This window comes from Amycolatopsis sp. NPDC049252 (assembly GCF_043197175.1).
In the GTDB taxonomy this organism is placed as follows: domain Bacteria; phylum Actinomycetota; class Actinomycetes; order Mycobacteriales; family Pseudonocardiaceae; genus Amycolatopsis.
This window is the reverse complement of record NZ_JBICSQ010000038.1, coordinates 15,844-40,942: the sequence shown is the minus strand read 5'-3', so window position 1 is coordinate 40,942 and position 25,099 is coordinate 15,844. Positions and strand designations below refer to the sequence as shown.

13 protein-coding genes are annotated in these 25,099 nt (G+C 73.6%); 10 read left to right on the top strand and 3 right to left on the bottom strand.

Going from position 1 to position 25,099, the window contains the following annotated elements; genetic code table 11:
- The first annotated feature begins 162 nt into the window (after positions 1–162).
- From ACGFMK_RS30515 to ACGFMK_RS30480, 8 genes are read left to right on the top strand one after another with little or no spacing between them, the layout of a single operon-like run.
- Positions 163–3,939 (top strand): amino acid adenylation domain-containing protein, encoded by a 3,777-nt coding sequence (locus ACGFMK_RS30515; protein WP_392770358.1) that lies wholly within the window; start codon positions 163–165, stop codon positions 3,937–3,939.
- Positions 3,936–12,416, top strand: coding sequence for an amino acid adenylation domain-containing protein (locus ACGFMK_RS30510; RefSeq protein WP_392770356.1), 8,481 nt, complete (start codon positions 3,936–3,938; stop codon positions 12,414–12,416). The genes ACGFMK_RS30515 and ACGFMK_RS30510 overlap by 4 nt, the downstream gene beginning before the upstream one ends.
- A gap of 24 nt (positions 12,417–12,440) precedes the next feature.
- Complete coding sequence (locus ACGFMK_RS30505) at positions 12,441–13,313, top strand: TauD/TfdA dioxygenase family protein (protein ID WP_392770354.1); 873 nt, start codon at positions 12,441–12,443, stop codon at positions 13,311–13,313.
- Between the two features lie 13 nt (positions 13,314–13,326).
- Positions 13,327–14,547, top strand: coding sequence for a cytochrome P450 (locus ACGFMK_RS30500; protein WP_392770352.1), 1,221 nt, complete (start codon positions 13,327–13,329; stop codon positions 14,545–14,547).
- On the top strand, positions 14,544–15,230 hold the full coding sequence (locus ACGFMK_RS30495; protein ID WP_392770349.1) for a hypothetical protein: 687 nt from the start codon (positions 14,544–14,546) through the stop codon (positions 15,228–15,230). The genes ACGFMK_RS30500 and ACGFMK_RS30495 overlap by 4 nt, the downstream gene beginning before the upstream one ends.
- Positions 15,227–16,714 (top strand): serine hydrolase, encoded by a 1,488-nt coding sequence (locus ACGFMK_RS30490; protein WP_392770346.1) that lies wholly within the window; start codon positions 15,227–15,229, stop codon positions 16,712–16,714. Before ACGFMK_RS30495 ends, ACGFMK_RS30490 begins: the two co-directional genes overlap by 4 nt.
- Before the next feature lie 11 nt (positions 16,715–16,725).
- On the top strand, positions 16,726–17,931 hold the full coding sequence (locus ACGFMK_RS30485; protein ID WP_392770343.1) for a glycosyltransferase: 1,206 nt from the start codon (positions 16,726–16,728) through the stop codon (positions 17,929–17,931).
- A gap of 37 nt (positions 17,932–17,968) precedes the next feature.
- Complete coding sequence (locus tag ACGFMK_RS30480) at positions 17,969–18,145, top strand: hypothetical protein (protein WP_392770341.1); 177 nt, start codon at positions 17,969–17,971, stop codon at positions 18,143–18,145.
- A 29-nt stretch (positions 18,146–18,174) separates the two neighbouring features.
- Here ACGFMK_RS30480 and ACGFMK_RS30475 read toward each other — a convergent pair whose 3' ends face one another.
- Complete coding sequence (locus ACGFMK_RS30475; RefSeq protein ID WP_392770338.1) at positions 18,175–19,011, bottom strand: carbohydrate-binding protein; 837 nt, start codon at positions 19,009–19,011, stop codon at positions 18,175–18,177.
- Between the two features lie 608 nt (positions 19,012–19,619).
- Here ACGFMK_RS30475 and ACGFMK_RS30470 point away from each other — a divergent pair.
- Positions 19,620–22,754 (top strand): LamG-like jellyroll fold domain-containing protein, encoded by a 3,135-nt coding sequence (locus ACGFMK_RS30470; protein ID WP_392770335.1) that lies wholly within the window; start codon positions 19,620–19,622, stop codon positions 22,752–22,754.
- A gap of 180 nt (positions 22,755–22,934) precedes the next feature.
- On the opposite strand, the gene ACGFMK_RS30465 is transcribed toward ACGFMK_RS30470, so the two are convergent.
- A complete protein-coding gene (locus ACGFMK_RS30465) occupies positions 22,935–23,774 on the bottom strand; it encodes a hypothetical protein (protein ID WP_392770433.1) in 840 nt (279 codons plus the stop codon).
- On the bottom strand, positions 23,771–24,286 hold the full coding sequence (locus tag ACGFMK_RS30460) for a YbhB/YbcL family Raf kinase inhibitor-like protein (RefSeq protein ID WP_392770333.1): 516 nt from the start codon (positions 24,284–24,286) through the stop codon (positions 23,771–23,773). Before ACGFMK_RS30460 ends, ACGFMK_RS30465 begins: the two co-directional genes overlap by 4 nt.
- 86 nt (positions 24,287–24,372) lie before the next feature.
- On the opposite strand from ACGFMK_RS30460, the gene ACGFMK_RS30455 reads away from it, so the two are divergent.
- Complete coding sequence (locus ACGFMK_RS30455) at positions 24,373–25,050, top strand: GntR family transcriptional regulator (RefSeq protein WP_392770330.1); 678 nt, start codon at positions 24,373–24,375, stop codon at positions 25,048–25,050.
- The last annotated feature ends 49 nt before the right edge of the window (positions 25,051–25,099 follow it).

The window sequence follows — 25,099 nt, the reverse complement described above, 5'->3', positions numbered from 1 at the left end:
ATGGGCTGAAGGGACTTCCGGGCAAAACTTCGGTCACCCCTCGTCATCACCCGATGGTGTGGTGTTAACTGTCGAGACAGACAGAGAGCGTTTCCCGACCTCGGCTGCGACGGCACAAAGCAGTACCGGTTCGCCCGCCCCCGCCCGGAAAGGCCGTCTTCGATGCGAGTGTCCGCACCCCTGTCGTCCGGTCAGCAGCGCCTGTGGACCGTCTCCCAGCTGGACGGGGCCGGGCCGGCCTACAACGAGACCATGGCTTTTGTCCTCGATGGGCCTCTCGACCGCGAAGCGCTGCAACGGGCCTTCGACGCCCTCGCCGACCGCCACGAAGCCCTGCGCACCCGGATCGTCGTCGAAGACGGCGTTCCCGTGCAGGTCGTCGAACCCGCCGGGCACGGGTTTCCCTGCCCCGTCACCGACGTCACCGGGCGACCGGAGGAAGCGGCTGAGCTGCGGCGAACCGATCCGTTCGAACCCTTCGACCTGACGCGGGCGCCGCTGGCCCGGGCCCGGCTGCTCGTCGGCGGCGACGAGCAGCACGTCCTGCTGATCACCGTCCACCACGTCGTGTTCGACGGCTGGTCCCGCACCCTGCTGCTGCGCGAGCTGGGCATCCTCTACGCCGCTCAATTGAGCGGAAAGCCGGTTTCGCTGCCGGAAACGCGCCCCTACCGCGAGCACGCCCAGGCGCAGCAGGACTGGCTGGCCGGAGCCGGCCCGGCAGCGCACGAGACGTACTGGCAGGACCGGCTCGACGGCGTGCCGCCGGTGCTCGAGCTGCCCGCCGACCGGCCGCGCCCCGCCCGGCAGGACCACGGCGGCGCGCGGGTGCCCGTCGCTCTCGGGCCGGAGCTCACGGCCCGGCTGAAGGCGGTGGCCCGGGAGCACGGCGTCACGCTCTACTCGACCATCCTGACCTGCTGGTTCATCCTGCTTTCCCGGCTTTCCGCGCAGCGTGACATCGTTGTCGGCGTGCCGACCGCCAACCGCGGGGGCGGGGGTGAGTACCCCGAGACGATCGGCTTCTTCGTCAACACGCTCGCCGTGCGCGCCGAGCTGGGCGGCTCCCCCACCGGCGCCGTGCTGCTCAAGCAGGTCCGCGCGGCCCTGCGGGGCGCGATCGACCACGTCGAGCTGCCGTTCGAACGGGTCGTCGAGCTGGTCAACCCGCCGCGCAGCCCCGCGCACACCCCGCTGTTCCAGACGATGTTCGCCTGGGTGCCGACCCTGCACGACGTCCTGGAGCTGCCGGGCGTGGCCGTCGAATCCCTCGACGTCGAGCACGCCCCCGCGAAGTTCGACCTGGCCCTCGGCCTCGCCGACGAGGACGGCGACGTCCGCGGGCACCTCGACTACGCCGTCGCCCTCTTCGACCACGCCACCGCCGAGCGGTACGCCCGGTACCTCGAGCGGCTGCTCGACCAGCTGGCCGCCCACCCCGAGGCCGACATCGCGAGCTACGAGCTGCTGGACGACGCCGAACGCCACGAGATCCTCACCACCTGGAGCACCGGCCCGCGCCGCAACCGGCGCCCCGGCGGGCTGATCGAGCGGTTCACCCGGCACGCCGACACCACCCCGGACGCCCCGGCGCTCGTCTGCGAGGACCGGACCCTCACCTACGGCGAGCTGGACCGCCGCGCCACGAAGCTGGCGAACGCCCTGCGCCGGCGCCGGGCCGGGCCGGGCGCCGTCGTGGCCATCCACAGTGGACGGTCGGCCGACCTGGCCGTCGCGGTGCTGGGCGTGCTGAAGACCGGCGCCGCCTACCTCCCGCTCGACCCGGCCCAGCCGGCGGCCCGGCGGGCCGCGATGGTCGAGGACGCGCGCCCGGTGCTGGTCCTGGACGGCGACATCACGGCCCTCGAAGCCGAAGGCGACGAGACCCGGAGACCGGTCGCGACCGATCCCGGCGAAACGGCCTACGTCATCTACACCTCCGGGTCCACCGGGCGCCCGAAGGGCGTCGCCGTGACCCACCACAGCGTCCTGGCCCTGTTCGACCAGTGGCTCGACCGCTTCGGCGCCACCCCCGGCGAGGCGACCTCGGCCTGGTCGAGCATCGGGTTCGACGCGTCGGTGCACGAACTCCTGCTACCCCTGACGACCGGCGCGGTGCTGCACGTCGTGCCCGAGGACGTCCGGCCCGACCCCGCGGCGTTCCTGGCCTGGCTGCGTGAGCACCGCGTGGTCCAGGCCTTCCTGCCCCCCGCCTACGTCCGGTGGATCGACGAAGACCTCACCCGGGTGGCCGGGCTCGCGCTGCGGCAGGTCCTCACCGGCGTCGAACCGCTGCCCGACGCCGCCCTCGCCCGGTTCGCCGACGCGCTACCCGGCCTGCGGATCTGCTTCGGCTACGGACCGACCGAAGCCACGCTCTACGCCACCGCGCACTTCGATCCGAAGCTCACCGAGCGCCCGGCGCCGATCGGGCGGCCGCTGCCCGGATCACGGCTTTACCTGCTCGACGAGCGGCTGCGCCCGGTACCGCCGGGCGTGGTGGGTGAGATCTTCCTGGCCGGCGACTGCCTGGCCCGCGGCTACCTGCACCGGCCGGAGCTGACCGCCGAGCGGTTCGTGCCGGACCCGTTCGCGCCCGGCGAGAGGATGTACCGCACCGGGGACCTGGCCCGGTGGCTGCCCGACGGCGAAGCCGAGTACGCCGGCCGCCGCGACGACCAGATCAAGCTGCGCGGGTTCCGCATCGAACCCGGCGAGGTGACGGCCGCGCTGCTGGCCGTCCCCGGGGTCACGGAGGCCGCCGTGCTGGTCGACCGCGAGGGTGAGCCACGGCTCGTCGCCGGCATCGTGGGCGGCGGCGGCCGGACCCCGCACGAGTGGCGCACGGCGCTGGCCGACCGGCTGCCGGACTACATGATCCCGTCCGTGTTCGCCGAGTTCGACCGGCTGCCCCTGAACCGCAGCGGCAAGCTCGACCGCGACGCCGTGCTGGCGCACGCCCGGGCGAGCGCACCGGCGGCGGTCAACACCGCCGCCCCGCGCGACCACGTCGAGCTGGCGCTGCTCCGGATCTGGCGGACCCTGTTGCTGCACCCCGCGATCGGCGTCTCGGACGACTTCTTCGACGTCGGCGGCACGTCGATCTCGGCGATCAAGCTGGCGCACGCCATCGGCGCGGAGTTCGGCCGCGAGCTGCCGATCCGCGACGTCATCCTGCACCCCACCATCGAAGCGCAGGCCGCGCTGCTGCGCGCGGGCAGCACGCCGGACGGCGGCAGCCTGATCGAGTTCCGCCGCGGCACCGGCGAAGCGCGCGTCGTCTGCGTGCACCCGGCCGGCGGGACGGCGTTCTGCTACCTGCCGCTCAGCGCCGCGCTGCCCGAGGACGCCGGGGTGCTCGGGATCCAGTCCCCCGGGCTCAACGCCGGTGAAGAGCCGCTGCCGAGCGTCGAGGCGATGGCCGAGGAGTACCTGAGGCTCGTCGATCCGCGGCCGGGCGAAACCCTGGTCCTATGCGGACTCTCCTACGGCGGCCTGGTCGCCTACGAGATGGGCCGGCGGCTGGCCGAGCGCCACCCGCGCGTCAGCGTCGTCCTGCTCGACACCACCGCCACCGACGACCCGGCCGCCAAGGCGGCGATCGAACCCGTGCCGGCGGCCGAGTTCCGCGAGAAGCTGGTGCGGTTCAACGGGATGTACCCGGGCATCGAGGACGCGCAGATCGAGCGGTACCACCGCACGTACAACCACAACCGGCTGACCGCGCGCGAGCACGATCCCGGTGGATCGGCGGCGCGGGTGGTGTTCGTGCAGGCCGTCGGCGAAGACACGCTCCCGGGCACGGCCGAGTTCTGGCGCCGTCGCGTCCGCGGCGAGTTCGACGTCGTGCCGGCCGACTGCGGGCACTGGGACATGCTCGAAAGCGACGCACTGCCGCTGGTCGCCAAGGTCATCACGGCCGAGCTGGCGGCCCGATGACCTCGCTCGCCCGCCGCGTCCACGACCGGGCGCTGCGGCACCCCGACGCCCTCGCCGTGTCCGACGGCGACCGCCGGCTCACCTACGCCGAGCTGAACGCGGGCGCCGCGGCCGTCGCGGAGTCCTTGTCCCGCAAGGGAGTTCGGCCCGGTGACGCGGTCGCCGTCGGCTTGCCGCGCTCGCTGGAGCTGGTGCAGGTCATGCTGGGTGTGCTGCGCCTCGGCGCCCAGGTCGTGCCGCTGGACCGGCAGAGCCCACCCGCGCGCCGCGACGTCATCCTGGCCGACGCGGCGGCGGCCGTCGTCGTCCACGACGGGCTCCCGGGCCTGCCGCCGCTGACGCCCGCCGACCTCCTGACCGGGTCCGCCGAAGCCGGCGTGCCCGCGGAGCCCGCGCCGGCGTCGTTCCTCTTCTACACCTCCGGCACGACCGGGCGCCCCAAGGGCGTGGAGGTGCGCGACGCCGGCGTCCTGCGGCTCGCCGAACCCGGCTGGCTCGACCACGGCAAGCGGTTCGCCTGCCTGGCCAACCCCGCGTTCGACGCGATCAGCTTCGAGGTGTGGGTGCCGCTGCTGACCGGGGGCACGTGCGTCGTCCTCGACGACGACACCGTCCGGGACCCGCGGGCGTTCGCCGACGCACTGGTGCGCGAGCGCGTCGACACGATGTTCGTGACCGCGACGCTGTTCAACGCGGTCGCGGAGACCGTGCCGGGCAGTTTCGCGACCGTGCGGCGGGTCGTCATCGGCGGCGAGCAGCTCAACGCCCCGCTGATCCGCCGCTGGTACCGGGCCAACCCGGACGCGCCGACGCGGCTGCAGAACGGCTACGGCCCGACCGAAACGACGACGTTCGCGCTCAGCTACACCATCCCGCGCGGCTTCGACGGCGACGTCGTGCCGATCGGCCGCCCGCTGCCGGGTACCGGCGCGGTCGCGGTGACCGCGGACGAGCGCGTGGCCGCCGAGGGCGAGCTGGCCGAGCTGTACGTCTCCGGGGCCGGGGTCGCGCTCGGCTACCGCGGCCTGCCGGCGGAGACCGGGCAGCGGTTCGTCCGGCTGCCGTGGCTCGACGAGGGCCGCGCGCGGTTCTACCGCACCGGCGATCTGGTCCGCGTCCTGCCGGGCGGGCGCTACGCCTACGCCGGGCGCACCGACCGGCAGGTGAAGGTCCGCGGGTTCCGGATCGAACCGGGTGAGCTGGAGCAGCGGCTCCTCGCCCACCCGGAGATCCGGCAGGCGCACGTGGCCGTGCGCCGCGCGGCCACGGCCGAACTGCTCGCCTTCCTCGTGGCCGGCGAGCTGTCCTTCGACGCCTTCGATGCTCATCTGAGCGCAACCGTGCCGGCCTACATGCGGCCGCACCTCGTCTTCCGCGTCGGGGAACTGCCCCGCAACGCGAACGGGAAGGTCGACGAAGCCGCGCTCCTGGCCGGCGGGTTCCCGCCGTGGCGGCCGGAGACCCGCGGTGACGCGACCCCGTGGGAGCGCGAAGTCCTCGACGTCGTCGAGAACGTCCTCGGCGTGCCGGACACCCGCCCCGGGGACACGTGGCTGCGCTCGGGCGGCGACTCGCTCAAGGCGTTGCGGCTGCGGTTCGCCGTCCGGGAACGCTGGGGCGTGGACCTCGCGCCTTCGGTGGTGCAGCGCGGCACCTTCGCCGACCTCGCCGACGCCGTCTCGGCGGCGGGCCGGGCGGCGTACCCGGAGCCGGGCGCGCCGACGTCCGCGACGACGGCGCCGGCCACCAGCGAACAACAACGGCTTTGGCTGCTGCAGCAAAGAAATCCCGCTTCCACGGCCTACCACGTGCCGCTCGCCTTCCGCGTCACCGGCGCACCCGATCTCGACGCGCTGCGCCGGGACGTGCGCGGCCTGGTCGAGCGCCATCCGGCACTGCGCACCGCGTTCGAGGCGACCCCCGACGGCCTGCGCCAGGTGGCGAAGGCGCCGTACGACCCGTGGACCGAAGCCCGTGACGACTTCTTCACCGCGCCGTTCGACCTCGCGTCGGGCGTGCTCCTGCGCGCGGCCTGGCGGCCGGACGGCACGTTCCTGCTGTGCCTGCACCACATCGCGGTCGACGGCTGGTCGCTGAACGTCCTGTTCCGCGAGCTGTCCGGCACCTCGCCGCGGCCCGGGGCGCACACGCCGTTCGACTTCGCCGCGTGGCAGTCCCGCTGGTTCGCCTCCCCCGGCTACCGCGCTCAGCTGACCGGCCGGTCCGACGACGCCGAGCCGCTCGGTGACGCGTCGCTCGCCGGGCGGCTGCGGACCACCACGATCGGCCGCGAGCGGGTGGACGAGTGGGCCGGCGAACTGGGCCTGACCCGTTTCCAGCTCCTGCTCGGCGTGTTCGCCTGGAGCCTGTACGCGGTGACCGGGCGGACCCGGCCGCGGATCGCCGCGCCGGTGGCGAACCGGCCGGTGCGGGAGTTCGAGGACGGCGTCGGGATGTTCGCCAACACCGTGCGGCTGCCGCTGGCGGTGGACGCCGGCGAGGACCTGGACACCCAGCTGCGGCGGCTCGGCGAGGCGTCGGCCGCGGCGCTGGACCACCAGGACATCGCGTTCGCCGACCTCGACCCGGGGTACGCGGCGTTCGACTACCTCTTCGTCCTGGAGAACACCGACTTCGGCGCGCTCACGCTGCCCGGCTGCTCGGTCAGTCCACAGTGGATCGAGGCGGCCGAGGCGAAGTGCGCGCTCACGTTGTCGGTCGTGGAACGGCCGGACGGGTTCGACTGCCTCTGGGAGTACGGCGACGGCCACTTCACCGAAGCCGAGGCAGCGGCCCTCGGCGACGTCTTCGACCGCGCTTTGCACGGCGCCGCAAGGACTCCGGCCGAACTGGCCGAGCCGTACCGCCGCGACCACGGCCGCGGTGCGGCGGCGGAGCTGACGTGGGAGACCGTGGCGGAGGGCTTCGCGCGTCAGGTCGCGCTGACCCCCGACGCCCCCGCGTTGACCGGCGACACGACGCTGACCTACGCCGAGCTGGACGCGCACGCCGCCCGGCTCGCCGCCACGCTCCCCGAGGACGCGACCGACATCGCGCTGTACTTCGGGCCGTCCGCCGAGCACGTCGTCGCGCTCCTCGCGCTGGCGCGGCTGAACATCACCGCCGTGCCCCTGGACCCCGCGTACCCGCCCGCGCTGCTGCGCGACATGCTCGGCCGGGCCCGGCCGAGCTGCGTCCTGCTCGCGCCCGGGTCGACATTCGAGACCGACGTCGAGCAGCGGTTCGTGACACTCACCGGCGGGCCGGTGCCGGACGTTGCGGCCCGGCACGCCGGACGGCCGCTCTACACGCTGTTCACCTCGGGCTCGACCGGCGTGCCCAAGGGCGTGCGCGTCCCGGACCGCACCCTGGCCAACCTGCTGCAGTGGCAGGACATGCCGCCCGCGACCACCCAGCAGTTCTCGATGCTGTCGTTCGACGTGTCGTTCCAGGAGATCTTCACGACCCTCTGCGGCGGCGGCCGGCTGCACCTGGTCCGGCCGGAGTGGCGCCGCGACGTCCCGGCGCTGCTGGACCGGCTGGAGACCGCCGGGATCGAACGCATCTTCCTGCCGTACGTGGCGTTGCAGCTGCTGGCCGAGCACGGCGTCCGGCTCGGGCGGTACCCGTCGCGGCTGCGGGACGTGGTCACCGCCGGCGAGCAGCTGGTGTGCACGCCGGCGATCCGCCGGTGGTTCGCCGGGCTGCCCGGCGCGCGCCTGCACAACCACTACGGCCCGACCGAGACCCACGTCGTGAGCGCGCTGACCCTCGACGGCGATCCGGCGGCGTGGCCCGAGCGGCCCGCGATCGGCCGTCCGGTGGCGAACGCCGTGCTGCGGGTCGCCGACGCCTCGGGCGCGCCGGTGCCGCCGGGCCAGGCCGGTGAGCTGCTCATCGGCGGGCTCGCGGCGAACCGCTGCTACCTCGGCGACGCCGCGTCGGAGAAGTTCGCCGAGCTGCCCGAGCTGTACTACCGCAGCGGCGACCTCGCGCACTTCGACCGCGCCGGGGTGCTGCACTTCGACGGCCGGGCCGACCGGCAGGTCAAGCTCAGCGGGTACCGCCTCGAACTCGGGCAGGTCGAGGCGGCGCTGCTGCGGCACCCCGACGTCGTCAACGCGGTCGTCGCGGCCGAGGGCGACCGGCTGACCGCGTTCCTGGAGTGCCGCCGGACGCCGACCGCGGCGGAGCTGGGCGAGCACCTCGTGCCCCTGCTGCCGCCGCACGCGCGGGTCGACCGCTTCCGCGTCGTCGCCGCCCTGCCGCGCACGCCCAGCGGGAAGCTCGACCGGGACGCCGCGCCCCGTACCCCCGGCGAGGACCTGCAGCGGACGGCCGCGGCGCCGTCGAGCGAGCTGGCCGCGCTGTTCGAGGAGGTGACCGGGGCGCCGATCGGTCCCGACGAGACGTTCTTCGCCGCCGGCGCCACCAGCCTCTCGCTGATGCGGTTCCACCTGCGCTGCGCGGACGCGGGCTACCGCTTCACCGCGGCCGACCTCTTCGAGCACGTCACCCTCCGGGACCTGACGCGGCACCTCGAAACCGGCCCCGCGCCGGCCCGGGCATCGGCCGTCGTCGCGGCCGACGAGCCGGTGGCGGTCGTCGGCATGGCGGTGCGGCTGCCCGGCGCGCCGGACCTGGCCGCGTTCTGGGACCTGGTCGTGTCCGGCCGCCGGGGCATCGAGGAGTTCCCGGCCGCCGACGGCCTGGTCGGGGCGCGCAGCCTGCTCGACGGGCCGCTGGCGTTCGACCCGGAGCACTTCGGGATCAGCCACCGCGACGCGGCCCTGATGGACCCGCAGCAGCGGCAGCTGCTGATGGCCTGCGTCGAAGCGCTCGCACACGCCGGGATCACCGACGTGCGCCGGACCGGGCTGGTCGCGGGCTGCGGGGAGAACACGTACTTCCAGCAGCTGCTGCGCGAAGCCGACCCGGCCGCGCTGCCGGACGGCTTCCAGCTCGCCCTGCACCACGAAAAGGACTTCCTGGCCACCAAGGTCGCCTACCACCTCGACCTGACCGGTCCCGCGCTGACGACCCAGACGGCGTGCTCGAGTTCGCTGGTCGCCGTCCACCAGGCCGCCGGGATGCTCCGCGGCGGCGAGGCGGAGGTGATGCTGGCGGGCGGCGTGCTCGTCGACGTCACCCTGGCCGAGGGCTACCGGTACCGGCCGCAGCACATCTTTTCGGCGGACGGGCACTGCCGCCCGTTCAGCGACGACGCGGACGGCACCGTCGGCGCGAGCGGCGTCGGGGTGGTGGTGCTGAAACCGCTTTCGGCGGCCCGCCGCGACGGCGACACGGTGTACTCCGTGATCACGGGCTCGGCCCTGACCAACGACGGCGCGGTGAAACAGGGTTACAGCGCGCCGTCCCCGGCCGGGCAGCGGGAGGCGATCCGGGCCGCGCTGCGCCGGGCCGGGCGCACGGGCGCCGAGGTCGGGTACGTCGAGACCCACGGAACGGGAACGCGCCTCGGCGACCCGATCGAGGTGGCGGCCCTGCGCGAGGCGATGCCCGATGCGGCGAGCTGCGCGTTGTCGTCGGTGAAGAGCCAGATCGGCCACCTCGGCGCGGCGGCCGGGGTGGTGGGCCTGATCCGCGCGACGCTGGCGATCCACCACGGCGTGCTGCCGCCGACGGTGGACTTCCGGGCGCCGAACCCGGCGCTGGAGCTGGGACCGTTCCGGGTGCCGACGGTGGCCGAGCCGTGGCCGGCGGGTCCGCGGGTGGCCGGGGTGAGCAGCTTCGGCATCGGCGGGACGAACGCCCACGTGGTGCTGGAGACCGTGCGCCCGGTTCCGGTTTCGCACCCGGAACCGCTGCGGTGCCTGGTGCTTTCGGCACGCGGCGCTGCGGCGCTGCGGATCGAGGCGGGCCGGGTGGCGGACTACCTGACCGCCCACCCCGAGTCCTATGTGGACGTTCTGCGGCACCTGCAGTCCGGACGGCCCGCCGGCCGCTGGCGCCTGGCGGCGGCCTGCGAAACGGCCGCGGAAGCCGTCGCGTGGCTGCGCACGGCCGAGCCCCGCGAAGTGCCGAACCCGTCACTGGCACGGGAAAGTGACGCGCGGTCCGCCGCCGAGCCGGCCGCGGCCTGGCTGGCCGGGGCGCACCTCGACTGGGGACACCCCGCCGTCCCCGCGCCGTGGGACTTCCCGCCGCCCGCCTTCGACGCCCGGGACTTCGACTTCCCGCGGCAGGCCGCGGTCACGCGGCGGCCCGAAGGCGAGTGGCTGCACCAGCCCACCTGGGTCCGGCTCCGCCGGACGGCGGCCGCCACCCGGACCGACCGCGTCCTCGTCATCTCCGGCGAAGGCCCGTTGACCGCGCCCGCCCTCGACGCCGCGTACACCCGCGTCGTCCGGGTCCACGCCGCCGGGCACTTCGCCCGGCTCGGTCCCGACACCTTCGAAGCCGACCCCGCCGACTCCGCGTCCCTCCGCCAGATCCTCGATGCCTTGCCCGGCGCCGAAATCGACTGGCTCCACACCCTCCCGCTCGGCATCACCGGACCGCTGGGCGAAACGTCGGTGGACCACGCGACCCGGGCCTGTCTCGACACCCCCGCCGCCCTCCTGCGCGCCGGCCACGACCGTCCGATCAGGACGTGGTGGATCTCGGCCGGCGCCGTGCCCGCGAACACCGCCGTCACCCGTCCCGAAGCCGGGCTGCTCGCCGGGGTGACCGCCGTCGGCCCGCAGGAAAGCGGCGTGCCGGGCCACTGGGTCGACCTCCCGGCCCCGGACCTGGACCCCCTCGCCGACCTCCTCACCGGGCCGACGCCGCCGGAGCGCGTCGCGCTGCGCGCCGGATTCTGGTGGACGCAGGACACCGCGCCCGTCGACGCCGGCCGGCCCGCCCTGACCGACGGGACCCACCTCGTGCTCGGCGGCACCGGCGGGATCGGCACCGCCGTCGCCGAGGAGCTGCTGACCCGCACCGCCGGCCGCGTCGTCCTGCTGGCCCGCCACCCCTACCTGCCCGAAGCCCTCAAACCGTGGGCGGACCGCGTCGACCTGCTCGCCGCGGACGTCACCACCGTCACCCCCGACGAGATCGGCGCTCCCCTCGCCGGGATCGTGCACGCGGCCGGAAACCCCGGCGGCGGCCTGATCGCCACCCGGGGCGGGGGCACGCAGCCGGTCAAGCTCGCCGGTGCCCTGCTCATCGAACAGCTCGTCGAGCGCGACCGGCCCGCCTACGTCGTCTACTGCTCGTCGCTGTCCGCCCAGTTCGGCGGCACCGGCCAGCTGGACTACGCCGCCGCCAACGGCTTCCTCGACGCGCTCGCCCACCGCGACGGCCCGACCGCCCGCCTCTCGATCGGCTGGGACGTCTGGCGCGACACCGGCATGGCGGTCACGGCGCTGGAGACCGACGCCCGGCACCAGGCCCACCTGGCGGTCGGCCTGAACGTCGAGGAAGGCCGCCGTACCTTCGCCCGTGCGCTGGGATCGGGCCTGCCCCAGCTCCTGGTCGCGACGACCGGCCTCGAGAACGCGCGCTCGTTCCACGAGCGCGGCACCACGCCGGCGACGGCGAAACCGGCCGGGGACGCCGCGGCGGAGCTGACCGAGGAGGTACGCGCGCTCCTGGGCGTCGCCGAGCTCGACCCGGACGTCCCGCTCTACGACCTGGGCGCCGACTCCCTCACCCTGCTCGACGTCGTCGACTCGGTGAAACGCCTCTTCGGCGTCGACCTCGACCTCGCGTGGCTCGGCCCGGAGGTGACGATGGCGGCGTTGCTGGCGAAGCTCACCGCGGCCGGCGACACCGGCGAGGTCACCGTGCAGGTCTGGCGGGAGGGGACGGGCCGCGAAGCCGTGTGCCTCGTGCACCCGGTCGGCGGGGACGTCCACGCGTACCGCCCGCTCGTCGAGGCCCTGGACCCCCGGCTCGGCGTCTGCGTGATCGCCGACCCGGCGCTCGGCCTGCCGGAACCGCCCGGGTGGTCCGTCGCGGACCGGGCCCGCCGTTATCACGTTGCGCTGCAAGCGAAACTGCCCGGGCGCACCTGGCAGCTGACCGGGTGGTCGTTCGGCGCCTGGGTCGCGGCCGGCATGGCCGCCGAAGCCGAAACGGCCGGGCAGCCGGTGCGGGCCCTGCACCTCGTCGACCCGCCGCCGCCCGGCGCGAGCGCCGCGGACTACAGCGACGCGGAGCTGGCAGCGGTGTTCGAACGCGAGCTGGGCGCCTCCGGCGGCACCGCGGGCGAGCACGCCCGGCGGCTGGCGAGCGCGTGCCGGGCCAACCTGGCCAGCATGACCGGCCACCGGCTGCCCCGGCTGACCGCGACCCCCAGCCACGTCTGGCTCGCGGCCGAACCCGAACCCGGCCTGCCGGTGGCCGACCGCGCCGGCTGGCGCGCCCTGCTGCCCGAGCCGAGCCGCTGGCACGAACTGCCCACCACCCACTACGGCATCGTGCGCACCCCGCACGTCACCGCGATCGCCGCGGCCATCGGACTGTGAGACCCACAGGGAGGAAAGGAAACCATGGAGCAGTACGAACTCGACGCGGTCAAGCGGATCACGACGCGGCCCCCGCGTGACTACCGGACGCTGGCGGTGCGGGGCCTGACCCCGGTCATCGGCGCCGAGGTCACCGGCCTCGACCTGACCGAGGAGCTGACCGAGGAGCAGCTCACCGAGCTGAAGACGGCGTTCCTGGACCACCACGTGCTGGTGTTCCGCGACCAGGACATCTCGGTGGCCGACCACAAGCGCCTCGCCGCGAGCTTCGGCGAGCTGCGCCCGGTGAACCCGCCGCCCGAGCACGGCGACCCGTACATCCTCGAGGTCGCGACCGCGCCGGAGTCGGCGAACGTGTTCGGCAACGGCTGGCACGCCGACGGCACCGCCGACGCCGAGCCGTCGCTGGGCTCGATGCTGCACATCACCCAGATGCCCGAGGTGGGCAGCGGCGGCGACACGCTGTTCGCGAACATGCACCTCGCCTACGACATGCTGTCGCCGAAGCTGAAGGAGCTGCTGGCCGGGCTCACCGCGATCCACGACGGCGCGCACGCCTTCCGCGGCCACAAGATCCCGGAGGGCTACGAACCCCCGGCCAGCGAGCACCCCGTGGTCGTGCGGCACCCGGAGACCGACCAGCCGCTGCTGTACGTCAACCCGGCCTACACCGCGCGCATCCCGCAGCTGTCGGCCGACGAGAGCCAGGCCGTGCTCGACCTGCTGTTCTCGGTCGTGCCGAACCGGCCGATGCTGGCCTGCCGGGTGCGCTGGGAGCCGAACACGCTGGTGTTCTGGGACAACCGCTGCGTCCAGCACCACGCCGTCTACGACTACTACCCGCACATCCGCTTCGGCCACCGCGTCGCGATCAACGGCGGCCCGCTCAAAGGCTGACAGGAGCACCACCATGTCGTCCGAACCCGTGGTGGACGTCCGCGATCCGGCCGTCCTCGACGACCCGATGCGCGGGTACGACCGCGTCCTCGCCGAGTCGCCGGTCCGCTGGGCCCGGCTGCCCGGCGGCGCCGAGGGCTGGCTCGTCACCGGCAGCGCCGAGGTCCGCGCGGTGCTCTCCGATCCGGCCGTGCGCAACGATCCCACCGGCCTGCCCGGCCCGGGCGCGCGGACGCAGGAGGAGACGTTCCTCGCGCTGGGCACGCCCCCGGAGCACCTGCCGTACCTGCGGGCGAGCCTGCTGAGCCTCGACGGTGCCGAGCACACGAGGCTGCGCCGCAGCATCAGCCACGCGTTCGGCGCGTCCCGCGTCGAAACGCTGCGTCCGCGGGTGCAGCAGATCGTCGACGGGCTGCTCGAGCAGGTCCACGGCCTCGGCTCCGAGACCGTGGACCTGCTCGAGGAGTACGCCTATCCCCTGGCCATGGCCGTCGTCTGCGAACTGGTCGGCGTCCCCGAAACGGACTGGGCCGACTGGTACCGCTGGGGCAAGGTGCTGGTCGAGGGCGACCCGGCGCGGATCACCCCGACGCTGGGCGAGATGTTCGCCTACTGCCACGCCCTCGTCGACAAGCGCCGGGCCGAGCCGCGCGAGGACCTGCTCAGCGAGGTCGTCGCCCAGGACGGCCTCACCGACGTCGACATCGTGGCGCTCGTGGTGTTCCTGGTGCTCGCCGGCCACGAAACCATGGCGCACATGCTGTCCAACGCGGCCCTGGCGCTGATGCGCGACCCCGCCCACCGGGAGCTGCTGCGCGCCGAGCCGCAGCTGTGGCCGGCCGCGGTGCGCGAACTGGTCCGCACCGACGGCCCGGTGCAGCTGGCCCGGTTGCGCTACGCCGCGACCGACCTCGAGGTGGGCGGCGTGCGGATCAAGGCGGGCGACGCGGTGCAGGCGGTGCTGGGCGCCGCCAACCGCGATCCCGCCCAGTTCGCCTGCCCGCACCACGCCGACGTGCGACGGCAGGCCGAGCACGGCGGCCGCGAAGGCAGCGTCGGATTCGGCTGGGGGCCGCACTTCTGCCTCGGTGTCGCGCTGGCGAAGGTGGAGGCCGAGGTGGCGCTGCGGAGCCTGTTCGACCGGTTCCCCGCGGTGCACCCGGCGGCCGAGCCGGAGTGGGTGCCGTTGCCCCGCGCCCGCCACCGGGTCGCCTTGGAGGTGCGGCTGCGGTGAGCGCACCCGTTCCCGACGTTTCGATCATCCTGCCCTGCGCCGGGCTCGCGACCCGCTTCGGCGCGCCGTACGCGAAGGAACTGCACTGCCTGGCGCCCGGGGTCACGATCCTCGACCGCAGCCTGGAGACCGTCGTCGAGCTGGCGAAGAGCGGCCTGGCCGTGCGCGTGGTCGTCGTGTTCGGGCCGCACAAGCTGGACACCGTGAAGTACCTGGCGCGCTACGCCGGAACCTTCCAGCTGGTCTTCGTCTACCAGGACGACGAGGCCGAACCGGGACTCGACGGAGCGATCCGGTGCGCCCTGCCGATGACGCGCGGGGCGGTGGCCCTCGTCCTGCCGGACATCGTCGTCAGCAGCGTGGGCAGCCTGCGCGACGCCCTGCGGCAGACGGACGTGACGGGCTGGAGCGTGGTGGCCGCGAAGGAGCGGGATCCCGCCGTGCTGCGGCAGATGGGCGCGCTCACCGTGGCGGGCCGGAACGGCGCCGTGATCGTCGAGGCCGCCGCCGAGAAGCCGGCCGACCCCGCGGGGTTCAACGCCCTCTGGGGCATCGTGGCGGTCGCCGAGACGCAGGCCCACCGGTTGCCGGAGGTGGCGAGACGGGACGCGGCCAGCCCGCTGGCCGGGGCGCGCGCCCTCATGGTCGAGCGGATCGTCAACTACAACACCACCGAAGGATGAGCGTGCTCGACGACGTGATGACGGCGCTCGGCACCGTCCTGCCCCGGCTGGCCGCGGTCACCGGCACCCCCGGGGTCGCCGTCGCGGTGGCGACGAGCGACGAGCTGCGCACGGCCGCGACCGGGTTCGCGGACCTGGCTGCCGGGGTGCCGATGACCGCCGGGACCGTCGCGCCGGCGGGCTCGCTCACCAAACCCGTCACGGGGCTGGCGTTCATGCAGCTGGCCGAGGCGGGCCTGGCCGGGCTGGACACGCCGGTCGACGAGGTGCTGCCCGCGGGCCTGCGCGGTCCCGGCGCGGAACCCGTCACCACCGCCATGCTGGCCGCCCACCAGGGTGGCTACTACAGCGACATCGTCACCGCCACCGCGCCCACGGCACCGGCCGAGCCGATCCTCGAGCACGTCCGGCGCCGGCACGGGATCGGCCGCGCCGTCGAGTACGGCGGGGTGCTGCCGCTGGTGACGCCGCCGGGGGTCTACTCGTACTCGAGCTTCGGTGTCGGGGTGCTCGGCGGCGTGGTCGAGCACCTGACCGGCGAACCGTACGGCGCCCGCGTCCACCGGGACGTGTTCGCCCCGACCGGGATGGCGGACACGAGCATCGACGACGGGACGCGGAGTCCGTGGGCGCCGGACCGGAACAGCGCCGCGACCGGGTACATGGCCTTCGGCGACTGGTGCCTGCCGAGCCCGCCCCTGCGGACGTCGGCCTACCCGGGAGTCGGGATGTACACCAGCGCCGCGGACTTCGCGCGGCTGCTGCAATCCCTGCTGCGCACCGCCCGCGGCGACCGCGGCCTGATCGGGCCGGACTCGCTCGCGGCCATGGTGACCCCGCGCGCGGAGCGGCCGAGCCCGCACGGCGTCCGCTCGTTTTCCGGCCTGACGCTGGAGCTCGCCGACCCGGACCTGGGTGAGGACTGGTGGTGGGGGCACACGGCGGCGTTCCCGTGGGGCTTCTGGTGGGAGGCAAGGGTCTGGCCGCACCGCGACCTGGCCGCCGTCGCGGTCGGCAACCGGTGGGACATGGCCCGGTTCCACAACCCCGCCACCCGCAGCGCGCCGGGCCTGGCCGTGGAGTGGGCCGGCCGCTGGGCGCGCTCCGGCGCCCCGGCGAAGCTCCCGGACATGGACGGGCGGCCCCGGTGGACCGGTCCCCGGCCCACGCCGGAAAGCTCGCGCTGGATGGGAGTTCTGGTCGGTGAACGCACCCACGGCCTGCTCGGCGTGCCCGATCCGCTGCCGGTCGCGGCGCTGACCGGCGGCGCGCGCTCCCTCGGCGACGGGGACAGCGGCGGCTGGGACCCGGACGCGTTCGGGCGCGGGGTGGAGCAGGCGCGCGCGGTGGCACCGGATCCGGGCGCGCTCGGGGTGCTGGGCCGGGAGCTCGGTCCGGCCGCGGCGCTGTGGATGCTGGAGTGCGGGGCCTCGAGCGCGGACGTCACGATGCCGGTCGGCTTCTACGCCCGGGCACCACGGTGAAAGGGACACGGATGCGGGTGCTGCTCTCGACCTACGGGACGCGGGGCGACGTCGAACCTCTGGTGGCCCTCGCGGTGCAGCTCCGGGCGCTCGGCGCCGAGGTGCGGATGTGCACGCCGCCGGACGAGGAGTTCGCGGACCGGCTGGCCGGCCTCGGGATCCCGGCGGTCCCGGTCGGGCCGCCGATCCGGGCGTTGATGGGCGGCCCGACCCCGCCGTCGGCGGCGGAGCTGTCCCGGTACCGCACCGAGCTGCTCGACGCGCAGTTCGACGTCCTCCCCTCGGCGGCCGACGGGTGCGACGCGCTGGTGGCGGCCGGGTTGGCGCAGATCGCCGCGCGCTCGGTGGCCGAGGCCGCGGGCATCGGCTACGTGTACGTGACGTACTCGGCGGTGAACCTGCCGTCGCCGCACCACGCGCCACCCCCGCGGCCGGGCTGGGCGGAGCCGGCGGACGTCGGCAACGAGACGCGCTGGGACCTCGACGCCCGCCTGGTCGACGCGCAGTTCCGTGAGCCGCTCAACGGTCATCGCGCCGCGCTCGGCCTGGCCCCGGTCACCAACGTGCGCGACCACGTCTACTCGGATCGGCCGTGGCTCGCGGCGGACCCGGTCCTGGGCCCCTGGCCGGACGGCCAGGACCTGCAGGTGGTCCAGACCGGCGCCTGGACCACAGTGGACGAACGCCCGCTGCCGGCCGAGCTGGTGGCGTTCCTGGCCGCGGGCCCGCCGCCGGTCTACGTCGGCTTCGGGAGCATCAGCCCGGCACCCGGTATCGCCCGCTGGGCCGTGGAGGTCAGCCGTGCCAACGGGTACCGCGTCCTGGTCTCCCGCGGCTGGGCGGACCTGGACCTGGTCGACGGCCAGGACGACTGCTTCGCCATCGGCGACGTCAACCACCAGCGCCTGTTCCGCGAGCTGGCCGCGGTGATCCACCACGGCGGCGCGGGCACCACGCAGACGGCGGCCCGGGCGGGCGTCCCGCAGGTGGTGGTCCCGCTCCGCGTGGCGGACAACCCGTACTGGGCCGGCCAGGTGGCGGCCCTTGAGGTCGGCGCGGCCCTCGACGGCTCGACCGCGACCTACGAGTCCCTGACCACCGCCTTCGAGACCGCGCTGGCCCCCGAAACGCGGGAACGGGCGAAGACCCTGGGAGCCGAAATCCGCACCGACGGCGCCGCGGCGGCCGCCCACCTGCTGCTCCACACCCTCCGCTGAGCAAGCGCTCCCCGAAGGGCACTTCACGCGGTCAGTGGTGGACCTGGCCGGCGCGGCCCTCGACGGCCCGACGGCCACCTACAAGTCCCTGACCACCGCCTTCGAAACCACGCTAACCCCCGAAACGCGGAAACGGGCGAAGACCCTGGGAGCCGACATCCGCACCGACGGCGCCGCGGCGGCCGCCCACCTGCTGCTCCACACCCTCCGCTGAGCAAGCGCTCCCCGGGGCACTTCACGCGGTCAGCGGTGGACCTGCCACTGGTCGTTGGCGTGCACCACGGTGCGAGACAGGTTCGGGCACAGGAAGTTCGCGGTCGAGGAGTTGGAGAGCACCGAGGTGTTGCCGGTGCCCGCGGCCTGCCAAGAACCGTTCAGCTTGATCTTGTAGCTGCTGCTCTCGATGTTTCGCGTGCCCAGCGCGGTGCAGTAGGCGGCGGTGGTGCTGCCGCTGGCGTAGACCTCGAAGATGTTCCAGCTGCGGTTGTCCCGGGACTGGTCGGTGCCCGATTGTGTGTAGAGCGTGTCCCACCGGTTGGCGTGGTAGTTGAACAGCGATGCCGTCCACGTGTTCTTGCTCGCGTCGGTCTGCTCCACCTTGCCGTGGTAGGAGTCGTGGCCGTTGACCGAAGTCACGTAGTTGGTGCGGAAGGTGGCGTCGACGTTGACCGACTTGGCCACGTGCACACCGACGCACCAGTCCCAGGCCCAGACTTGCTTGGCCCCGTTGGAGTAGGCGGTCACCAGCTCCACACAGGACCCCGGGGCCTTCATCGTCGGGGCGTAGAGGGTGTCGCCGGAGACACTGAGGTCGCTGTAGGCCGCCTGGACGGCGTCCTGCCCGGTGACCGCGCTGCCACCGGTGTAGACGCCCCAGTCGTCGTGGATGCTGGTGGCCGGGGTGCGCTGGCCGGCCTGCCCGGTCCGGATCTCCCGGAACCGGTCGGCGGCGGCGACCTGGCTGGTGCCGTCGACCGCACCGACCACGCCGGTACCCGCCTCCGGGGCCGGCGCCGCGAGCGCGGTGGCCGGCACGCTGAGCACCACGGCGGCCGAAAGCGCGACGAGGGTTTTGCGCATCAGAACTCCTTGTCCGAAACGGCATCGCTCAGGCTCCGGGTCCGGGGCGCGTGAGCGGAGCGCACGTGACCGGTGGCCTCGCGCGCGATCAGGAGGTGACCGGCTGGAACCAGGCGTCCCCGCCGGAGGTGCGGTCACCGCTGTCCCCGGCTACCCGAGCTGGACGAACCACCGGGCGCGGCGCACACCGAGGTAGGGACCAGCCGTCGCCGATGCGGACATGGGAATAGTCGTTGTCCGGTAAGGAGTTCTTGCCGACGCGCCGGGCCACACACCTCCGGGGACAGGGAGTTATTCACCCACCAGTGTGAGAACGCGCTGCCCCGTGGTCTAGACTTTTCCGCCAACCTGTCCGATTCCTGTCTCTGTCGCGGAACCGGACGTTCCCCTCGTCACCCTGCGACGAACACGGGGCCAGGCAACGCTTTTCGCCGGGATCGCGGCGTCGGCGCGCGACGCACGAGCCCGCGGCGGCCCGGGGTCACCCGGGAGCCCGGCAGTCGGCCCTCGAGATACCGCCATTCGGCGGTAGATAGTCGTCCGACTTGTCTGCTTCGATCTCTCCAAGAGCGTTTTACAACGTTGTAAAAACGAAGGGGATCTCGCCGATGAGAAGAGCCGCTTCCGTCCTCCTCGCCCTGCTGGTGGCGCTGGGCGTGGCGTCGGGAACGCCGCCCGCCGGTGCCGCCGAGGCCGTGCACGGCTTGAAGGCCGAGTACTTCACGCCGTCCACGCCGGATGCGCACGACTTCGCCAACCTGGCCGGGACCGCCCTCGACTCGGAGGTCAACCACCCCGACCTGACCTCGGTCTTCGGGCTGGTCGCCGGGCGCACCGAGCACACGACCGCCCGGTGGAGCGGGCAGCTCGCCGTGCCGCAGACCGGCGACTACACCTTCTACGCCATCGGCGACAACGGGTTCCGGCTGTTCATCGACGGCGCGCCGGTGATCGACCACTGGGTCGGGGACTGGGACTCCGAGCAGACCAGCGCGCCGGTCACGCTGAGCGCCGGCAAGCAGTACGACTTCAAGCTGGAGATGTTCCAGGACACCGGCGGCGCCAACATGTTCCTGCGCTGGTCGAGCGCGGCCATCGCGAAGCAGATCGTGCCGCTGTCGGCGTTCACGCCGCCGGCCGACTTCGCCGTCGTCCCGCGTACGGCGGACGTGTCCCCGGACGGGCGCACGCTCACGGCCGGCTTCGACGGCCGCGTCTCGGGCACCGGCGACCTGGCCGACCACCTGCTGATCGAGGTCGACGCGACGCCGATGCCGGTCTCGTCCCTCACCACGAGCCGCGACCGGGCGACGATCCGGCTGGCCGAGCGGGTGCTGAAGGGCCAGCGCGTCACCCTCTACTACGACGGCGCGGGTGCGCTCGCGGTGAACGGCACGAAGGTCGGCAAGACCGGACGCACGGTCGCGAACGCCTCGACGGAACGGCTCCGGACGCCGTGGGGCGAGAACGTGGACACACGCCACCCGTTGCCGGAGTACCCGCGGCCGCAGCTCGAGCGCGACAAGTGGGTCAACCTCAACGGCCCGTGGGAGTTCGCGGCCGCCAAGGAGGGCCAGCAGCCGACGTTCGGCAAGAGGCTGCCCGAGAAGGTGGTCGTGCCCTACCCGATCGAGTCGCAGCTCTCCGGGCTCGAACGGCACGAGGACCACATGTTCTACCGCCGCACGGTCACCGTGCCGCGCGACTGGAAGATCGGCGGCGGGCAGCGCCTCAAGCTCAACTTCGGCGCGGTCGACTACCAGGCCAAGGTGTGGGTGAACGGCACGCTCGTCGCCGAGCACACCGGCGGTTACACGGCGTTCAGCGCCGACATCACCGACGCGCTCAAGCGCGGTGACGAGCAGGAGATCGTCGTCGCGGTGACCGACACGACCGGCCCGTACCAGCCCAAGGGCAAGCAGTCCCCCAACCCCGGCGGCATCTTCTACACCCCGTCGTCGGGCATCTGGCAGACGGTGTGGCTGGAACCGGTGGCGGACAAGGGCATCGACGAGATCAAGACGACTCCCGACCTGACCACCAGCTCGCTGGCGCTGAACGTCAAGTCCGCGGGCAACGCCACCGTCACGGCGGTCGCCAAGGACGCGCGCGGCCGGCAGGTCGGCACGGTCACCGGGCCGGCGAACGCGAACCTCAAGCTGGCGGTGCCGAACCCGCACCTGTGGACGCCGGACGACCCGTACCTGTACCAGCTGGAGATCAAGCTGGGCGGCGACAGGGTCAAGAGCTACTTCGGCATGCGCTCCACCGGCATCACCACCGTCGACGGCGTCCCCAAGCTGACGCTCAACGGCAAGCCGTTCTTCTCCCTGATGCAGCTGGACCAGGGCTTCTACCCGGACGGCCTGAACACCGCGCCGAGCGACGACGCCCTCGTCTTCGACCTGAAGGCGCAGAAGGACCTCGGCTTCAACGCCGTCCGCAAGCACATCAAGGTCGAGCCGGCCCGCTGGTACTACCACGCGGACCAGCTGGGACTGCTGGTGTGGCAGGACTTCGTGTCCCTCGACGACGGCACCAACCCCGCGGCGCAGCAGGCGTGGCTCAGCCAGGGCCTCGAAGAGATGCACCAGCTGCAGAACTACCCGTCCGTCTACGCCTGGATCGTGTTCAACGAGGGCTGGGGCGAGTGGGACAAGGCCGCCACCGGCCGGATCGCCGACCAGGTCAAGGCCGCCGACCCGAGCCGCATCGTCAACGCCCACAGCGGGGTGAACTGCTGCGCCTCCAAGGGCGACTCGGGTGCGGGCGACGTCATCGACCACCACGACTACAACAACACCGATCCGGCCCGCTCGGACGGCAAGCGCGTCGCGATGGACGGTGAGCACGGCGGCTTCACGCTGCGGACGCCGGGTCACCAGTGGCCGGGTGCGCCGATCGCGATCTACAGCGGCGTGGCGGACAAGGCGGCGCTGACGGCGAAGTACGTCGACAACACCCGCACGTTCTACCTCGGGCAGGCGCGGGCCGAGCTGTCGGCCTCGGTCTACACGCAGGTCACCGACCTGGAAGGCGAGCTCAACGGGCTCTGGACCTACGACCGCAAGCGCCTCAAGGTCGACCCCGGTCCGGTCCGCGAGATCAACCGGCGCGTGATCGAGGCCGGCGCCAACGCCGGTAAGCCCTACCCGTACGCGGGGAAGGGCTCGTGGAACCTCGACGAGCGCGGGGGCACGACCGCGAAGGACTCGAGCGGCGGCCACAATCCGCTGACGCTCACCCCCACCGGGGCGGCCTTCAAGGACGGCGCGTTGCAGTTCTCCGGCGGCTCCGCCGACACCTACGGCCCGGTCGTCGACACGACCGGTGACTACACCGTGTCCGCGAAGGTGCGGCTCGACGAGCTGCCCGGCAACTACGCGACCGCGGTGAGCCAGGACGGCCGGGAGCGGGAGAGCCCGTTCTACCTGCAGTACGGGCAGGGCGCGTTCGCGTTCAGCACGCCCGGCGGCAACCGGGCCCGGTACGAGGTGGTGCCGGAGATCGGCCGCTGGTACGAGCTCACGGGCGTGCGGGCCGGCAACGAGATCCGGCTCTACGTGGACGGGGTGAAGGTCGCGACGGCCCCGGCCGGACCGGGAGTCGCCGGCACCGGCGCGTTCACGGTCGGGCGGGCCAAGTACGACGGCGGCAACACCGACTTCTGGCACGGCGCGGTCGACGACGTCGCCGTGGTCGGCAAGGCGCTGACGGACGCGGAGGTGGCCCAGCTTTCTTGAACGCCTTCCCGTGCCGGGACCGGCACACCTGCGACGCGGGTGCCGCGCTGCCAAGCGCGGTACCCGCGTCGCTCCGGCGGTGACGTGGGCCGGCCACTCGTCGTCGAGGAGAACGAAGGCCCGGCCTCACGTGTGTCGCCGTATCGACACTTGTCGGCGGGGCCGCGGCCGCGGCCAGAATCACCCTTTGCCGAAGACCGCTGCGGGGTAGGCGCCCGCGGAGCGGAGCGCGGCGGTGAACCCGGCGGCCAGTTCGGTCAGCCGGGCGGTGGCGGCCGGGCCGAGGTGGTCGTACGGCGCCGCGTCCAGCCGCTCGGTGAGCGCCTCGGCGTCCGCGCGCAGGGTCGTGCCCGCCTCCGTGAGCTCCCCAGCCTCGTCCAGCAGGCCGCGCTCCCGCAAGCCGTCGCGGGCGGCGGCCCACTGCGCGTCGGACCAGCCGCGGGTCTGCTTGAGCAGCGCCGACGTCACGGTCGTGCCGGTGGCGTTGTGCAGGACGATGGCCTCGATCCCGGACAGGCCCGCCACCGCCAGCGCGGCGACGTGCCCGTCACCCCGGTGCTCACGCAGCTGCGTCGCGGCGTGCCACAACGCCAGGTGCGGCTCCTCGAGCACGGGCAGGTCGGCGTTGGCGGCGGACAAGGGCCGCCCTTCGCGGTGGCCGCCCTCGGCGGCGCGCACCGCCAGCCCGGCCGCCTCGGCCATCTCCTTGGACCGCACCGCTTCCGGCCCGAGCAGCCGGCGCAGCATCCCGTCCACCCCGCGCAGCCGGGCGTCGAGCACCGCCTCCGGCGTGGTGACGGTCCACGCGGCGGGCAGCGACCGGGCGACGTGCTCGTGGTTGAAGTTCGAGAACGTGGCCGTGACGGCGCCCGCGCCGACCGCCCCGAGCGGGGCCGCGCGGCCCGCGAAGTACGCCGTGGACCCGCGGCCCAGGCCGAGCTTCGCGAGTTCGTCCGCCTGCTCCGGCGCGAAGTACACCGCCTGGTGCAACGGACTTACGGCGGCGTGGCAGCGGCTCATTCCCCGGCCCACGGCACGAGGATCGCCCGGGCGAGGGTGTGCTGGAGGGCGAGGAAGCTCAGCGCCGCCGGCGTCGACTCCGGTGTGACGCCGAGCGCGGCCACCGACGGCACGTCGAGCGCGGTGACGGCGATGTAGTAGCGGTGCTTGCCGGTGCCCGGCGGCGGGGCCGCGCCGGTGTAGGCCGGCTCGCGCAGGTCGTTGGCGACGTGGAACGCGCCGTCCGGGAGTTCGCCGGCGGCGAGGGACGTCACCTCGGCCGCGATGTCGGCGACCGCCCAGTGCCAGAACCCGGACGGTGTCGGGGCGTCCGGGTCGTACATCGTGACGACGAAGCTGCGCGTGGCGGCCGGGAAGCCGCTCCACGACAGCTGCGGGGCGCGGTCCTCGGCGCCGGCGACGCCGCTCATGGCGGCGAAGTGCGCGGCGGGCAGCGGTCCACCGTCGGTGACGTCCGCGCTCGTGACGGCGAACTCGGGAACGGCGGGCAGGGAGTCGTACGGGCTGGTCATCAGGTTCTCCTTCTCGCGCTTACTTTCAACAGTGAAGCATACTTTTAAAAGTTTGCCCAGCTGTCGAATGTTGTAGGCTTCGTCTCATGGCGCGAGGAGCCGGGCAGCAGACCCGCAGCGAGGCGGTGCACGACCGCATCCGGGCCGACATCCTGGGCGGCCGGCTCCGCCCCGGCGAGCGGCTGAAGTTCCCCGAGCTCAGCGAGCGTTACGGGGTGAGCACCGGCGCCGTCCGCGAAGCCCTGCTCAAGCTGGTCGCCAAGAACCTGGTCAGTTCCGAGGCCCACCAGGGTTTCCGGGTCACCGACCTGACCGCGCGCGGGCTGGCCGACCTGACCGACGCCCGCGCCGAGATCGAGTCGCTCGCCCTGCGCCGCGCCATCGACGAGGGCGACCTCGCGTGGCAGGGCCAGGTGCTGGCCGCGCACCACACGTTCGAGCAGACTCCCCTGGCCGGCGACGAGGGTGACGAGCCCGGCGAAGCGTGGCTGATCGCCCACGCCGACTTCCACACCGTGCTGCTGGCCGGCTGCGCCAACGCCCGGCTGCGCGACCTGGCCGCTTCACTGAGGGAAGAGGCCGAGCTGTACCGCCGCTGGCTCCGGCCCGCGGCGCCGAGCCCGCACGACCCGGCGGGCCACGACGAACACCGCGTCCTGCTCGACGCCGTCATGGCCCGCGACGCCGATCAGGCCGACGCCGCCCTGCGCCGCCTGATCGGCCTCACGTCGACACTGGTCCTGGACGTCGAACCGCCCGATTGACCGGCAGCTTGGTACGGGCGCGAGTGACGGAAACTCCCGGTGTGTCGCC

What these genes read in the sequence shown, in the direction of transcription:
- ACGFMK_RS30515 (WP_392770358.1), top strand. Translation starts at nt 163, where the DNA reads ATGCGAGTGTCCGCACCCCTGTCGTCCGGTCAGCAGCGCCTGTGGACC.
- ACGFMK_RS30510 (WP_392770356.1), top strand. Translation starts at nt 3,936, where the DNA reads ATGACCTCGCTCGCCCGCCGCGTCCACGACCGGGCGCTGCGGCACCCC.
- ACGFMK_RS30505 (WP_392770354.1), top strand. Translation starts at nt 12,441, where the DNA reads ATGGAGCAGTACGAACTCGACGCGGTCAAGCGGATCACGACGCGGCCC.
- ACGFMK_RS30500 (WP_392770352.1), top strand. Translation starts at nt 13,327, where the DNA reads ATGTCGTCCGAACCCGTGGTGGACGTCCGCGATCCGGCCGTCCTCGAC.
- ACGFMK_RS30490 (WP_392770346.1), top strand. Translation starts at nt 15,227, where the DNA reads ATGAGCGTGCTCGACGACGTGATGACGGCGCTCGGCACCGTCCTGCCC.
- ACGFMK_RS30485 (WP_392770343.1), top strand. Translation starts at nt 16,726, where the DNA reads ATGCGGGTGCTGCTCTCGACCTACGGGACGCGGGGCGACGTCGAACCT.
- ACGFMK_RS30475 (WP_392770338.1), bottom strand. Translation starts at nt 19,011, where the DNA reads ATGCGCAAAACCCTCGTCGCGCTTTCGGCCGCCGTGGTGCTCAGCGTG.
- ACGFMK_RS30470 (WP_392770335.1), top strand. Translation starts at nt 19,620, where the DNA reads ATGAGAAGAGCCGCTTCCGTCCTCCTCGCCCTGCTGGTGGCGCTGGGC.
- ACGFMK_RS30465 (WP_392770433.1), bottom strand. Translation starts at nt 23,774, where the DNA reads ATGAGCCGCTGCCACGCCGCCGTAAGTCCGTTGCACCAGGCGGTGTAC.
- ACGFMK_RS30460 (WP_392770333.1), bottom strand. Translation starts at nt 24,286, where the DNA reads ATGACCAGCCCGTACGACTCCCTGCCCGCCGTTCCCGAGTTCGCCGTC.
- ACGFMK_RS30455 (WP_392770330.1), top strand. Translation starts at nt 24,373, where the DNA reads ATGGCGCGAGGAGCCGGGCAGCAGACCCGCAGCGAGGCGGTGCACGAC.